14 protein-coding genes are annotated in these 13,451 nt (G+C 48.5%); 2 read left to right on the top strand and 12 right to left on the bottom strand.

The window, feature by feature from the left end:
• Window positions 1–59: 59 nt before the first annotated feature.
• The 9 genes from ACEW9O_RS03935 to ACEW9O_RS03895 all read right to left on the bottom strand — a co-directional run bounded on the left by ACEW9O_RS03935 (window position 60) and on the right by ACEW9O_RS03895 (window position 8,331).
• A complete protein-coding gene (locus tag ACEW9O_RS03935; protein WP_373548824.1) occupies window positions 60–929 on the bottom strand; it encodes a cell division protein FtsX in 870 nt (289 codons plus the stop codon).
• A 139-nt stretch (window positions 930–1,068) separates the two neighbouring features.
• Complete coding sequence (locus ACEW9O_RS03930) at window positions 1,069–1,533, bottom strand: hypothetical protein (protein ID WP_373548823.1); 465 nt, start codon at window positions 1,531–1,533, stop codon at window positions 1,069–1,071.
• A 47-nt stretch (window positions 1,534–1,580) separates the two neighbouring features.
• Window positions 1,581–2,354, bottom strand: a complete 774-nt coding sequence (trpA, locus tag ACEW9O_RS03925; protein ID WP_373548822.1) for a tryptophan synthase subunit alpha — start codon at window positions 2,352–2,354, stop codon at window positions 1,581–1,583.
• Between the two features lie 143 nt (window positions 2,355–2,497).
• Entirely contained in the window at window positions 2,498–3,670 is a 1,173-nt protein-coding gene (gene trpB / locus ACEW9O_RS03920) for a tryptophan synthase subunit beta (RefSeq protein ID WP_373548821.1), read from the bottom strand.
• A 5-nt stretch (window positions 3,671–3,675) separates the two neighbouring features.
• Window positions 3,676–4,335, bottom strand: a complete 660-nt coding sequence (locus ACEW9O_RS03915) for a phosphoribosylanthranilate isomerase (RefSeq protein ID WP_373548820.1) — start codon at window positions 4,333–4,335, stop codon at window positions 3,676–3,678.
• Window positions 4,332–5,135 (bottom strand): indole-3-glycerol phosphate synthase TrpC, encoded by an 804-nt coding sequence (trpC, locus tag ACEW9O_RS03910; protein ID WP_373548819.1) that lies wholly within the window; start codon window positions 5,133–5,135, stop codon window positions 4,332–4,334. The genes ACEW9O_RS03915 and trpC overlap by 4 nt, the downstream gene beginning before the upstream one ends.
• Before the next feature lie 39 nt (window positions 5,136–5,174).
• The gene (gene trpD, locus ACEW9O_RS03905; RefSeq protein ID WP_373548818.1) at window positions 5,175–6,161 is read right to left on the bottom strand and encodes an anthranilate phosphoribosyltransferase; all 987 of its coding nucleotides are present in this window, start codon (window positions 6,159–6,161) and stop codon (window positions 5,175–5,177) included.
• Window positions 6,162–6,263: 102 nt separating this feature from the next.
• Window positions 6,264–6,869: an aminodeoxychorismate/anthranilate synthase component II gene (locus ACEW9O_RS03900; protein WP_373548817.1), complete on the bottom strand. Its 606-nt coding sequence runs from the start codon at window positions 6,867–6,869 to the stop codon at window positions 6,264–6,266.
• 46 nt (window positions 6,870–6,915) lie between these two features.
• The gene (locus tag ACEW9O_RS03895) at window positions 6,916–8,331 is read right to left on the bottom strand and encodes an anthranilate synthase component I family protein (protein ID WP_373548816.1); all 1,416 of its coding nucleotides are present in this window, start codon (window positions 8,329–8,331) and stop codon (window positions 6,916–6,918) included.
• Window positions 8,332–8,776: 445 nt separating this feature from the next.
• Between ACEW9O_RS03895 and ACEW9O_RS03890 the strand changes: the two genes are divergently transcribed.
• Window positions 8,777–9,718, top strand: a complete 942-nt coding sequence (locus tag ACEW9O_RS03890) for an alpha/beta hydrolase family protein (protein ID WP_373548815.1) — start codon at window positions 8,777–8,779, stop codon at window positions 9,716–9,718.
• 16 nt (window positions 9,719–9,734) lie between these two features.
• Here ACEW9O_RS03890 and ACEW9O_RS03885 read toward each other — a convergent pair whose 3' ends face one another.
• Complete coding sequence (locus ACEW9O_RS03885; RefSeq protein WP_373548814.1) at window positions 9,735–10,997, bottom strand: hypothetical protein; 1,263 nt, start codon at window positions 10,995–10,997, stop codon at window positions 9,735–9,737.
• Between the two features lie 139 nt (window positions 10,998–11,136).
• Here ACEW9O_RS03885 and ACEW9O_RS03880 point away from each other — a divergent pair, with 139 nt between their 5' ends.
• Window positions 11,137–11,502 (top strand): hypothetical protein, encoded by a 366-nt coding sequence (locus tag ACEW9O_RS03880; RefSeq protein WP_373548813.1) that lies wholly within the window; start codon window positions 11,137–11,139, stop codon window positions 11,500–11,502.
• 5 nt (window positions 11,503–11,507) lie between these two features.
• On the opposite strand, the gene ACEW9O_RS03875 is transcribed toward ACEW9O_RS03880, so the two are convergent.
• The gene (locus ACEW9O_RS03875) at window positions 11,508–12,491 is read right to left on the bottom strand and encodes a bestrophin family protein (protein ID WP_373548812.1); all 984 of its coding nucleotides are present in this window, start codon (window positions 12,489–12,491) and stop codon (window positions 11,508–11,510) included.
• A 104-nt stretch (window positions 12,492–12,595) separates the two neighbouring features.
• The gene (locus ACEW9O_RS03870) at window positions 12,596–13,267 is read right to left on the bottom strand and encodes a GldM family protein (RefSeq protein WP_373548811.1); all 672 of its coding nucleotides are present in this window, start codon (window positions 13,265–13,267) and stop codon (window positions 12,596–12,598) included.
• Window positions 13,268–13,451 lie beyond the last annotated feature (184 nt).

Below are 13,451 nucleotides of genomic sequence, written 5' to 3'. Positions count from 1 at the left end.
CCTTAAATTAACAGGATTAGCCGACAAATTAAGTTTTGGATTGTAATCCTCTACCCCCCTCAATACAAATCATCCACCCGCATCTTCAAATACTTATTCACCACATAAAACGTCGACAGCGCATAAATCAATACCCCCAAAAACACGATCCCAAAGATCACCAACAACAACAAACGCACATCCTGAAATAGGTACACCTCCGGGAAGCTGTGATTGAGCCAGTACAACAGCCCCACCAAAGCCAAAATGGCAATCAAACTGCTCAGCATCCCGTGCAAAATCGCCCGCAGCAAATAAGGCCGACTGATGAAACTCCAGGAAGCCCCCACCAATTCCATGTTTTTGATCAAAAAACGATTGGAATAGAGGGCAAGCCGAATGGTGTTGTGGATCAGCGTAGCACTCACCAGGATAAAAAACAGCCCAAAGCCCAGGGCGAAATAGCCCGCTTTTTTCAAATTGTTCGCGATGTTGTCGATCAGGCTTTCCTGGTAGTACACGTCGTTGATGGCGTTTAAGCCTTTGATTTCTTCGCGGATTTGTTGCAGCTTTTGTGGGTCGAGGTATTCGGCTTTCAGGTTAAAAAAGACTACGTCGAGAAAGGGGTTGGGCAGGTCAAGTTTGAGGAAAGCTTCCCCAAATTCGTCGCGCATCATTTCCGCTGCTTTTTCTTTGGACACTTTTTGGATGGTACCTCGGCGCACGTAAGTCGCGTTGGCGAGGTAACTTTCCAGGTTCATCATGTCGCTGGTGGTAGCGGTTTCATCCAGTTCCACGATGAGGTTGACCCGCTCCTTGTACAAGCGCACAAACTGCTGGGCGTGCAACAAGATGACGCCAAAAAAGCCCAGTACAAAAAGCACCAGGGCCACGCTGATCATGGAGTAGAGGTAGTTAGGGCGGGTGCGGCGGGTAGCGAGGTTCGACATACGTTTAAGGGTTCCAGAGTTTCTAGGTTCCAAAGTTCCAGGGTTCGGGTTCCAAAGTTCCTGGGTTTAACCGGCACTTCGACTTCGCTCAGTGACCGGTTGAACTCTGTAACTAGGGAACTTTGGAACCCAGGAACCTTTATTCTTTTTCCATCTGCCGCATCAACGTTTCCGTATCGCTCAACAGGCGGCGCAGGTCAATTTTGAGTTCTTTTTCATCGGCAACCAGGGTGGTGGTCAGGGGGCGTTTGCTGCCAGCCTGGCGGTCCTTTTCGGCATCGATCTCGGCTATGCGTTGCTCAAGGTCAAGGCGTTCTTGTTCCAGTTCAGACAAACGTTGCAGGGATTCCCGGTCGTTGGAGGAGCGGGCGCGGCTGCGCAGATCGTCATACACGTTGCCAATTTTATCAATAGCCGTATCGTATTTGCCGTCGTCCAGCTTTGCTTTTTCCGATTTGAGTAAGGACCAGGAGGCTTTACCCAGTTCGCCCACTTTTTTGAATATTTCCTTTGACTGGGCTTTTTCTTGCGGATCACCAAAGAAATAATTGTACCCCAGGATGGCGACAACCAGGATTAAACCCAATTTGATGAGAGATCTCATGTCTGCTGTAGTTTTAATTCATACAAAGATAGGCAAATTAGCCGAAATCAACCCTTTACCATTTTTACAAACTCCGTCGTACACTCCGCCACATTCGGATTGTTTTTCAACGCCTTGATGTATGCACTGCCAATAATCGCTCCATTGGCATATTGGCAAGCTGTTTCAAAGGTCTCGTGGTTGGAAATCCCAAAACCGATCAACCGTTTGTTTTTCAACTGCATGTCGTTGATGCGGTTGAAGTAGGCGATTTGGGTATCGGTAATTCCACTTTTGGCACCCGTAATCGAAGAACTCGACACGATGTAAATGAACCCGTGTGTCAAGTCGTCGATCTTACGGATGCGCTCCGGCTCGGTCTGGGGAGTGATCAAAAAACTGACCGCCAAGCCCAGCGATTCTACGAGGTCTTTGTAATGGTTTTCGTATTCAAACAGCGGCAGATCGGGCAAAATCAGGCCATCTACCCCCACTTCGGCCACTTTTTCAAAAAATGCTTTTTCGCCGTATTGCATGACCTGGTTAAAGTAGCCCATCATGATCAGCGGCATTTCGGTTTTTTTGCGCACCGCCGCCAATTGTTCAAAGAGTAGCTGTAAAGTCATGCCATTTTCTAGGGCAGCCGTACCACTTTCCTGAATGGTCGGACCATCGGCCAAGGGGTCGGAGTAGGGCATGCCCACTTCCACCAGATCTACACCTGCTTTTTCCAAGGATAGAATGATGTCTTCGGTATCGTTCAAACCTGGATAACCAGCGGTAAAGTAGATGTTGAGTACGTTTTTATCTTTACGTTGAAAGAGTTGTTCGATGCGATTCATTGGAAAAGAGGTTGAGGGAGGTTGAGAGGGTTGAGGGAGGTTGAGGAGGTTGAGGCTACCGCGAGTAGCTTTGACAAGGACGCGTCTAAGTCGCTTGCGGTAGCCTCAACCTTCTCAACCTCCCTCAACTTTCTCAACCCATTTTACAAATGTTTCATATACGTGTTCAAATCCTTGTCGCCACGGCCCGACAAACACAAGACCAACACATCCGTTGGATTGTATTTCATCACCCGTAACGCAGAAAGTGCATGCGCCGTTTCCAAGGCTGGAATGATACCCTCCCGACGCGATAGGAACAAGGCTGCTTCCAGGGACTCCTCATCGGTGATGCTGATGGCTTCAGCGCGGCCCGAGCTGATCAAATGCGCGTGCAGGGGGCCAATGCCCGGATAATCCAGACCCGCAGAAATGGAGTGTGGCTCCACAATTTGCCCATCCGCCGTTTGCATCAACAGCGTACGACTGCCGTGAATCACGCCCTTGGTGCCCAGCACACTTGTGGCGGCACTTTTACCACTGTGGATGCCCTCACCAGCTGCTTCCACGGCAATCAGGCGCACCCGGGTATCGTTGAGGAAATGGTAGAATGCTCCGGCGGCGTTGCTGCCGCCACCCACACAGGCGATGACCGCATCCGGGTAATCCTTGCCCGTATGTTCTTCCAATTGCCATTTGATTTCTTCACTGATCACCGATTGGAAGCGCGCAACCATGTCCGGGTAAGGGTGTGGCCCAACCACGGAACCGATGATGTAGTGCGTATCCACGGGGTTGTTGATCCAGTCGCGAATGGCTTCGTTGGTGGCGTCTTTGAGGGTTTTACTTCCGCTCGTAGCTGGGCGTACCTCGGCACCGAGCATTTTCATGCGCGCTACGTTGGGTGCCTGGCGTTCGATGTCTACCTCGCCCATGTACACGATGCACTCGAGGCCCATGAGCGCACAAACAGTGGCAGTGGCCACTCCGTGTTGTCCGGCACCCGTTTCAGCAATGATGCGGGTTTTGCCTAGGCGTTTGGCAATTAGGATTTGGCCAATGGTATTGTTGATTTTGTGGGCACCAGTGTGGCAAAGGTCTTCCCGCTTGAGGTAAATGGTTACCCCGAAATGCTCCGACAAACGTTTGGCCAGATAGAGTGGGGTAGGGCGGCCTACAAAATCGCGGAGCAAGGACTGAAATTCGCGCTGAAAATCGGGCTCAGCCATAAATTTCAGGTAGTTCTCGCGTAGCTCCTGCACGTTGGGCCAGAGCATCTCCGGGATGTAAGCGCCACCAAATTCGCCGTAATATCCTCTTTCGTCAACCGCTATCATGCTGTTTAATTGTTTAGGTTTTGAATAAAACGTTCAATCGCTGCAATGTCTTTTAGCCCGGGTGAAGTTTCAAACTTGCTGTTGATGTCGACCCCGGCCAATTGTGGATGTTTCAGTTTTTTGATGGCTTCAGCCGACTCTTCGGCAATGCCACCACTGAGCAAGAAGGGCGTTTCACCCTTGTATTGTTCGAGTAAAGACCAGTCGAATTGTACCCCATTGCCACCAAAAGAAGCTCCTTTGGTATCGAATAGGAAGTATTTGCAATAAGGCTCGTAAGCTTTGACGCTGTCAAAATTGAACTTTTCGTCGATGCTGAACGCCTTGATGATGGAAGCGCGGCGAATGCTGCTGAAATCCCACAGACTAAAGAGCTCCTTGCAGTATTCCGAACTTTCAGTGCCGTGCAACTGAATATAATCCAACTCATAATCGTGGATGCGATTGAGCAGGTCTTCCAGTTCTGCGTTGACAAAAACGCCAACTCTGGCAATGCTTTTCAGCTCCGTAGGCGACTCCTTGGCCAGCCATTTTTCCAACTTCTTATTGGCTCCCGCAAAGCGAGGCGAGGCTGGATAAAAAATGAAGCCCATAAAATCGATGGGCAACTGGCTCAAGGCACTGATGTTGTCCGGCTCGCGCATGCCACATACTTTCACTCTCATACCGATTGGGTTTCTAGTTTTTGTAGACGTTTTACAAACTCCGAGAAGCGCAGTTCTGGTTGGGCATCACTCATAAAGTATTCCCCAATCAAAAAACCCTGAAAGCCTACTTGTTTGAGTTCCAGAATGGTTTGGGGATCATTGATGCCACTTTCTGAAATTTTGAGGAATTCCGCCGGAATTTGGTCAAACAAGTCGATGGAGGTTTGGACACTGACGTGGAAATTTTTGAGGTTGCGGTTGTTGACACCTACTACATCTACTTCCGGGCAGAGTTTTTCCAACTGATCACCCGAATGGACTTCCATTAAAACCTCCAAGCCCAAAGATTTCGCCGTTTTTGCCAAACTCCGCAATTGATCGGCCTCCAAACACTCCGCAATCAACAAAATGACATCGGCACCAATCGCTCGGGCTTCATACACTTGGTAATCGTGCACGATGAAGTCCTTGCGCAAAACCGGAATCTGGTTGACTTCCCGACCCGCGATCAGGTCGGCACTGCTGCCTCCGAAGAATTGTTCATCGGTAAGGATAGACAAACCGGAAGCGCCTGCTCCGGCATATCCTGTCGTCACTGTGGCCACATCAGCATTGGTGTTGATGTCCCCTTTGGAGGGTGAGCGGCGTTTGAACTCGGCGATGATGCCAGTTCGCTCGGGGTTCAACAGCGATTCGCGCAAGGAGTAGGTCGAACGGGTGAAGTAAGGACTTTGCTCCAGAACGCTAATCGGCGCAATCGCGGTGCGTTCCGCAATTTCCGTGTATTTGTGGGCGACAATTTTGTCAAGAATGTTCATTTTTAGCTTTGCTTATTCATGTCGCTTTAGACAATCAATTTATGAAACCAATTTCCTCCAACCCGCCAGTGCCTTCCCACTTACAATGCTCTCCCGTGCTTCCCCAACACAGTCTTCCGCCGATTGTTCAGGTTTGATGACTTTGATGGCCATACCTGCGTTGGCGATCACCGCCATTTTTTGGGCCTCGGTCGCTTTGTCTTCAAGTACGGCCATGAAAATTTTCGCGGCATCTTCGGAGTTTTCACCACCGTCCAAATCCTGCTGTTTGAGCTTTTTTAAACCCAATTCTACTGGCGACCAGATGCGTTCACTGTCGTTCGTGACCATTTTAAAATCGCTGGTCAAGGAGATTTCGTCGTAGCCGTCCAGTCCGTATACGATGGCAAAACGCCGCCCGGAATGCTGCATGATGTACTGGTACATGCGCAGCAACTCCATGCTGAAGGTACCGAACATCTGGTATTTGGGCTGAATCGGATTCACCAATGGCCCCAGCATGTTGAAAAAAGTTCGGGTAGCCAATTGTCGGCGGATGGGCCCAACTACTTTTAAAGCTGGATGAAAAAGGGGTGCGTGCAAAAAGCACATGCCTGCTTCATCCAAATGGCGGCGTAGGGTGTCTTGTTCGTTGGTGAATTGATAACCCATTTGGATCAACACATCCGAAGAACCGACCGATGAGGAAACCCCATAACTGCCGTGTTTGCTCACCGGATAACCGGCACCAGCGACTACCACACAGGATAAGGTCGAGATGTTGAAAGTGTTTTTGCCATCCCCGCCTGTTCCCACGATGTCGATGGTTTCGCGACCATCCAAATCGAGGGGCACACAAAGGTCCAAAAGTGCATCGCGGAAGCCCTGCAACTCCGACAAGGTGATCGACCGCATGTTGAAGGCAGTGGCGAAGGCCGTGATCTGGACTTCGTTGTATTGCTCAGCGGCGATGTTGAGCAGGATTTGCCGGGCTTCATCCCGACTGAATTTATCGTGCTCGTAAAGCCGATTCAAATATTGTTTCATTGCAAAGGACTTGTTCGGATAAGTACTTACTTAGGTGTTTCCTTGAGTGTCTTAGGTTTCTTAGGGGGTAAAAATCTTCACCACCTAAGGAACCTGAGACACCTAAGCGACAGCAGCTTTAGTGCCCAGTTTTTCAGCACAATAATCGAGAAAATTGCGCAACATTTTTTTGCCATCTGGCGTCATCACCGACTCGGGGTGGAATTGCACCCCAAAAACCGCATAATCGCGGTGGCGCATCGCCATCACCTCGTTTTGGTGATCCACCGCTGTGACGATCAACTCATGCGGCAGGGTATTTTTGTTCACCACCCAACTGTGGTACCGACCTGCCTCAAACACCATGGGTACATCCTGGAAAAAATTGGCGTCATTGCCCAATTGTTTCATCAAAGTAGACACGCCGTGGTAAACTCTGGAGAGGTTGTCCAAGTTACCACCAAAGGCTTCACCAATCGCCTGATGCCCCAAACATACCCCCAAAATACACTTGCTTGAAGCATATTTTTTGATCAGTTCGGGCATAATGCCCGCCTCACTGGGCAAACCCGGACCAGGAGAAAGCACGATGACATCGTAGCGCCCAACATCATCGAGGGAAATGGCGTCGTTGCGGTACACATCTACGTTTTGTCCCAGGATTTCCTGGAAGTATTGCACGAGATTGTACGTGAACGAGTCGTAGTTATCGAGAACGAGCAGTTTCATGCTGTATATTTTTTATTAAGCCTTTTTATTAAGCTTTAGGAATGGATTAAATTTTTTCAGCTTCAATCAAAGCGCGAGTCAAAGCTCCGAGTTTATGGTGGACTTCCTGCAATTCACTTTCTTCTTTGCTGTCGACTACAATCCCGGCACCCGCCTGATAGTACAAGTGATTGTCCATACTCAGGAAGGAACGGATCACGATGGCTTGATTGATCGAGCCGTCAAAACCAATCATGCCCAAAGCTCCACCGTAGAACGAGCGATTTTGGTTTTCGTATTGGTTGATGAGTTCGATGGCCTTGTATTTGGGGGCACCGGAAAGGGTTCCTGCCGGGAAAGTATCCCCAAAAATCTGTACAGGATTGGCGTGATCGGGCAAATCTCCCGTTACGGTCGAAACCAGGTGAATGACGTGGCTGAAGAATTGAATTTCCTTCAATTTGCGCACCTGTACATTTCGAGCGTGGCGGCCCAGGTCATTGCGTGCCAGATCCACAAGCATGATGTGCTCGGCGTTTTCTTTGGGGTCTTCGGCCAGGGCTACTGCACGGCGGGCATCTTCGGCGTTGTCGCCCGAGCGGCGGTAGGTGCCGGCAATGGGGTTCAATCGCGCAACACCATTGCGGATCACCATTTGAGCCTCGGGAGAAGAACCAAAAATTTTGTAATTGCCGTAATCGAAATAGAAAAGGTAAGGAGAGGGGTTAATGGAGCGCAGGACGCGGTAAACATTGAATTCGTCTCCTTTGAACTGGCGGGAAAACTGGCGGGAAAAAACGATCTGGAACACATCGCCAATTTGACAATGGCGCTTGCCTACGCGCACCAGTTCCTTAAATTCTTCGTCGCTAAGGTTGCTTTCTTCTTTGCCTTCCAGGTGAAACTCGTGGGTGGATACTTTTTGGCTGCGCAAAAGGGCTTCCAGTTTGTCCATTTCCGAGGGTTGATCCGGCATGAGGTTTTCCAGCAGGTACAACTCGTTTTTGTAATGGTTGATCGCAATGATGAAGCGATGCAGGGTAAATCGGATATCGGGAATGTCGAATTTGCGTTTAGAAGGGTCGAATTTCAGGGTGTCAAAATATTGCACTCCGTCAAAACCGACATGCCCAAAGAGGCCATTGTAGACGGGATAAGGGGTATCTTGATCCACGCTGAACTGCTGTGCAAAGTGCTGCAAGGCATCGGGAACCGTATTGACATCGATGACCGGAGTGTTGCTGGTTTCGCCATCGGGCAACAGGGTACTGATGAGGCCATTTTTGACTTGGATTTCGGCAATCGCCTGTAGCCCAATGTACGAGAAGCAGTCTTCGGCGCTGCTGAAATCGTTGCTTTCCAGCATCACGGGCTGGGTGTAGTGATCGCGCACTTTCAAAAAAACCGAAACGGGCGTGACCATATCCGCCAGTTGTTTTTTGATCTGGGTGCGCAGGTGAATTTGTTGGGTCGTGTCGATCATGGTTGTTGTTTGGGGTTGAGGAGGTTGAGAAGGTTGAGGAAAGTTGAGGCTACCGCGAGTAACTTAGACGCGTCCTTGTCAAAGACGCTCGCGGAGCCTCAACCTCCCTCAACTTCCCTCAACCTCCCTCAACTTTTTTCAAAAATGGACCAAAAACAAAAACGGCTTGCCGAGTGATCCGACAAGCCGTTTTTGCGCTGTATGTTCCTTTAACAACATCAATGGCTAGCTACTTCACCCGAGAACGGAATGATTCAGACGCCACCACCAATTGTTGTTTTGAACAGATACAGTCATGATTGAAAGTTTTTCAATTCGCTTGCAAAGATATAGGCTTTTGAGAAATGTGCAAGTGGGGAAGGCATTTTTTTCAAATTTTTCAAATTTTAACCGTAATAGTCACCTGCGTCGTATCTTGGTTTATTGTTAACTCAGTGACCTCCTTATGAAACAGTCCCTTTTGATCATTTGTCTCTGCGCGCTCGGATTTTCAGCCTTTGCCCAACGACCCGATTACCTTCGAAAAGACAGCATTCGCTCAGTATTGGATGGCAATATCCAGGTTTTTTATTACGATAAATCAACGGCTGCTACACTTCAACCACTGGTCGTAGAATTGCATTCCTGGAGCAATTCTGCTGATTCACAAAAGGGCATGATGGCGACTCAGGTGCATGCCAAAAACTGGAATTACCTCTTTCCGAATTTTAGGGGAGTGAACAACCATCCTAAAGCTTGTTGCAGCGAATTTGTGCTTTCGGATATCGACGAAGCGATTGATTGGGCGCTAAAAAACCTGAAAGTTGACCGCAAACAAATTTATGTGGTGGGTTACAGTGGCGGCGGCTATGCTACCCTGGCGACTTACATGCGCTCGCGGCACGCCATTCGTGGCTTTTCGGCCTGGGCTTCTATTTCGGATTTGGAGGCCTGGTACGCAGAATCAGTAGAACGCAAGAACAAATATGCCGCTGAAATTGTGCAATGCATTGGTGCCAATGGGGCTTTTGATGCGGGGAAAGCAAGGGCACGTTCACCCTTGTTTTGGGAAACACCGCTGAGCAAGCGTAAGAATAGCCTGCTGCAAATTTATGTGGGGGTTCACGATGGGTATACGGGCTCAGTGCCCATTTCTCAATCCATCAATTTTTACAATAAACTATTGAAGGACTACAAGGAAAAAGACCAGACACGGTATGTTGCCGTAGAAGACAAGGAGCTGATGTTAAAAACGCGGTCGTTTCCTGCTCAAAATCCATCCGAAAAATTAGGAGATCGGGCGATTCTTTACCAGAATGCATCCAGGAATATTCGTTTGACGGTATTTGAAGGATCACATGACATCCTGTATGATCAGGTTTTGGGGCGGATGGCTGTTCAGAAATAAAACGTGTATGCTTCTCTTACAGCACAAGCGAAACCCCCAAACCCTTCCGATACCCAGCCCTCACCGCAAATTCCCATTCCCCCTCAGTCGCCAAACGATACTGCCTCCCCGTCTGCCCATTCAGCGTTTTGAGGAACGCCTGAATGTCCTCCCGACTTACTTCTTCTACTGAGCATTCGTCACAACCATCAAAACTGGAGGCGTTGCTACCCATCACCGCCCGCCATTGCGCATAGGTCACTGCGGATTGGCTGAGGTAAAAATCGCCGCCTTTAACCAAGACCATTTGTTTGTAAAATGGGTCAGCGTGCCCAGAACGGGTGGGACTGTTTGGGCTAGGTTTTGCCCCCGTTTTAGCTCCTTTTTTTCCACTGTTCTTCACGATGGGAATCAAAATGTCGCTTAAATCATCAAGGTTGAGCTCCGTTGTCCCAGTGATTTCAAGGGCAGGGTCAAAATTGCCCTTTTCAATGTTGATGTTTATTTTTTTATCCGGCTTTTTGCCCACTACAATGGACTTTTCGATCAGTTTTAGCGGTGCTTCCTCCTCGTCGCTGTGCTGGCTGACACTTGTGACCACCACCGTTTCCAGCACCGACACATCGCGGGGCACGTATTCTTTGGTGTTTGGGTCAAACTCCAGCAAGGAGACTTTCACCAGCAATTGGTGTTCACCTTCCAGCAGGGGCGTCACCCGAAACAACCATTGCGTATAACCCGTGGGGTGTACTCGCTGGTCTTTGGCATTGAGTGAGAGGATGTCAAAGGTCTGACTTTCAGTGCCCACTATTTCGGCGCTCATGCGTTCGGAAACTTCGATTTTTTCCTTCAGGCGAGTGTCTTTGTCGATGATGATGTCTTCTAGAATTGCGTCTTCATCAACAGCTACGCGGATGGTGCAAATACTGGCTTTGCCGAGGGCCATATTGTGGGGTACGCGGTAGAGCACATGGCCGGTTTGGAAGCCATTTTGGGTGTCAGCATCAGAATCGACGGCGGGTGGATCAAAGTCAACCGTTTCCAGCTCCGATACAAAGGTGATGAAGGCATCCACGATAATGGCCAGGCGACGGGCGTATTCCTCCTGGGTGATTTTGCCTTTGATGTTGTCCTTGTTCAACTGCTGGAGCTGGGCCTGCATGGCCAGGATGAGTTGGAATTTTTCGCCAGTTTCGGGCAACAGTCCTTTACACAGTTTAAGGCCCGCTGGCAGGTCATCATCAGCCAGCAGTTTATTCAGTTCCTGGCGCAGAGCGGCAATGGGTTGGGCCAAAGGCATAGCTGTAGTCGTTTTACCCTCACAGTAAATGGGTGTGCGGATAAAGATAGGTTTTTTTGGGTTGAAAATAAGGTTGTTTAAATGCTTGGTACTATTTTTAATCCCTCAGCTTTAGCATGAATCAACAAATCCAAACCACATGAAACTCGAACACCGCACTCAAAAACTTGTACCCTTTTCTCATTTTTTAATCCGCGTTGGGCGATATGGATTCTTTTGTGGCCTGCTTATTTTTGTTTCCTTGGCCATTGGGATGGTTGGCTACCATGCCGTTGGGCACATCAGTTGGCTGGACAGTTTTTACATGTCCTCGATGATTTTAACGGGGATGGGCCCGGTGGCTGAGATGCCAATGCATACGACTGCTGCCAAACTCTTTTCGTCCTTTTACGCACTGTACAGCGGGGTGGTTTTTTTGAGCACCACGGCGGTCTTTTTTGCGCCCATCATCCACCGAGTGCTACACATTTTACAACTAGAAGATGATAAAAACGCAGGTGATTAAAACTGCTAAAGCAGCACATCATCCACAGGATTCATCTTCGCTGGCAGCGCCTCACCCAAAAACTCCTTGATGTCAATTTCAATGTTGCGGCAAATCGCGGAAATAGGCGTATCGTTGACTGAGTTGTCAAATGGGTTTTCGGAAAACTCTCCAATTTGTTCCATTGTAAAAAACACCCAGGAAATCAGCATCGAAAAGGGAATGGTGAGCCAAACTCCCCAGTTGGCCAGATTGCCCAAATCCTTCAACAAACCAAAGGGCAAAAGGTAGATGAACAGCACCACGAATACCCGACTAAAGATGCTGTATTGCCGAAACAAGGGTGTGCTTTTGAGGCGTTCGCAGCCTCCTTGTAAATTGAATAATTCGTTGACGTGGCGCACCAGATCGCTGTGCTCGTATTCGTCAAGCTTTTTCTCCCGTTTGAGACGGGTTAAATCCAGGATTTGCAACTTGAGAATGCCCGATGCCACGTTGTTTTTGACCCGCAAAGTTTCATAATACTCCCCCTTGTTGTTTTCCTCCAGGATCTTTTTTAAACCTTGGTCAAACTCTTCCAATTCAGCGCGCTCCCCGCGGAAGGTTTGGTGCAAATCATCCTTACTCGTGGCCCAGGGGATGGTTTTGCGCAGTTGAAGCCGCAGTACATTAAGGTAGGCGATGTGTCGGTAAAGCAGTTCTCTGACCACGGTTTTATCTTCAACTAAAGCAATCAACTGCGCTGAAAAATTGCGGCTGGTATTGGTGAATCCGCCCCAGAGTTTGCGGGCTTCCCACAGCCGGTCGTAAGCCTGGTTGTTTTTGAAACCGACATAAAACGCTACTGCCGTACCAATGGTACCAACGGGCAGAAAAGGAATGGCGACAAAAGTGTAACCCAAAACCTGATACAAGATCACAGCCACAATACTGACAATCATGGTTCTGAACAGATTTTTGCGGGCGAAATGCCAGAGTAGATTGAATGTAAATTCTTTTCCGGTGTACATGGAAATGGTTTAGGCCGTTGGTGATTATTGATCTTGCAAAATAGTAAATTGGATGGGAGGAAAAAATACGGGGCAAGTACAAATTCTTGATTCCATTATTCCAATCATTCAATCTCCACAGCAATATCTTGAGCAAAACTAGGCTGTGCACTCCCAGGACAACGATAACGAATATTGCGAAACCAATAAATGTCACCAGGTAGTGCGCGGTTGATGATGGGGCGAACGGTCGCATCAAAGGAACCTCCAGTGTTGCTGCCCCGAAAGGCCATACTACGGGTATTAAATTTTAGGATTTCGTAGTCGATGACCTGGCAACGGGCATCAATGTCACAGCATTCAATCAAAGCGATTATTCCTCCTTGGGCTTTAAACATCGCACTGCTCATTTTGCCACTTTTTTTCAGACCTCCAAAATTTGTTACTGCATCCAGCGGAACACAACGGAGTTTTTTCTCAACGATTCCTTGCTCTGTTTTGATGCTTAAAATAAGTATACCCGTTGTGTCGACCAGTAGCCTAAAATGCCCTTTATCACCAGTCAAAACAGCACGGGAACTGGAGTCAGGATTTGGATGCTCAAACCGAAGACTGATTTGATTCCGATAGACCGGTTTTGCCTGCTGAGCCACAATGTCAATGGGGTTGTTGACGCCAACCAGGATGCGCGGATAACCTGCGGTGCTGATGGCGATTTCAGGTTTTTCAACTGGCTTGGGAAAATAAATGCTGTGTAAGAAGAGGAAGGCTAGAGCGGCGATCAATAATTGGTTCATGGTTGGGTGGGTTTTGTTTAAGGGAAGAATGCGGGGAGGGGAAAAGGTTACATTCTAAAATGATCAACGGTTCGTCATTCTTGATTTTTCAGAAAAACATAGAGCGACACAATTTTTTATCACAAAGGAAAAAAAAGAGGACACAGAGTTAGACGTTGACAAAGCGATGCACCCGATTAGTATT

Source organism: Haliscomenobacter sp., assembly GCF_041740695.1.
In the GTDB taxonomy this organism is placed as follows: domain Bacteria; phylum Bacteroidota; class Bacteroidia; order Chitinophagales; family Saprospiraceae; genus Haliscomenobacter.
This window is presented reverse-complemented; position numbering and strand designations above follow the sequence as displayed.

Coding starts and splice junctions, on each gene's coding strand:
- ACEW9O_RS03935 (WP_373548824.1), bottom strand. CDS start 929: ATGTCGAACCTCGCTACCCGCCGCACCCGCCCTAACTACCTCTACTCC.
- ACEW9O_RS03930 (WP_373548823.1), bottom strand. CDS start 1,533: ATGAGATCTCTCATCAAATTGGGTTTAATCCTGGTTGTCGCCATCCTG.
- trpA (WP_373548822.1), bottom strand. CDS start 2,354: ATGAATCGCATCGAACAACTCTTTCAACGTAAAGATAAAAACGTACTC.
- trpB (WP_373548821.1), bottom strand. CDS start 3,670: ATGATAGCGGTTGACGAAAGAGGATATTACGGCGAATTTGGTGGCGCT.
- ACEW9O_RS03915 (WP_373548820.1), bottom strand. CDS start 4,335: ATGAGAGTGAAAGTATGTGGCATGCGCGAGCCGGACAACATCAGTGCC.
- trpC (WP_373548819.1), bottom strand. CDS start 5,135: ATGAACATTCTTGACAAAATTGTCGCCCACAAATACACGGAAATTGCG.
- trpD (WP_373548818.1), bottom strand. CDS start 6,161: ATGAAACAATATTTGAATCGGCTTTACGAGCACGATAAATTCAGTCGG.
- ACEW9O_RS03900 (WP_373548817.1), bottom strand. CDS start 6,869: ATGAAACTGCTCGTTCTCGATAACTACGACTCGTTCACGTACAATCTC.
- ACEW9O_RS03895 (WP_373548816.1), bottom strand. CDS start 8,331: ATGATCGACACGACCCAACAAATTCACCTGCGCACCCAGATCAAAAAA.
- ACEW9O_RS03890 (WP_373548815.1), top strand. CDS start 8,777: ATGAAACAGTCCCTTTTGATCATTTGTCTCTGCGCGCTCGGATTTTCA.
- ACEW9O_RS03885 (WP_373548814.1), bottom strand. CDS start 10,997: ATGCCTTTGGCCCAACCCATTGCCGCTCTGCGCCAGGAACTGAATAAA.
- ACEW9O_RS03880 (WP_373548813.1), top strand. CDS start 11,137: ATGAAACTCGAACACCGCACTCAAAAACTTGTACCCTTTTCTCATTTT.
- ACEW9O_RS03875 (WP_373548812.1), bottom strand. CDS start 12,491: ATGTACACCGGAAAAGAATTTACATTCAATCTACTCTGGCATTTCGCC.
- ACEW9O_RS03870 (WP_373548811.1), bottom strand. CDS start 13,267: ATGAACCAATTATTGATCGCCGCTCTAGCCTTCCTCTTCTTACACAGC.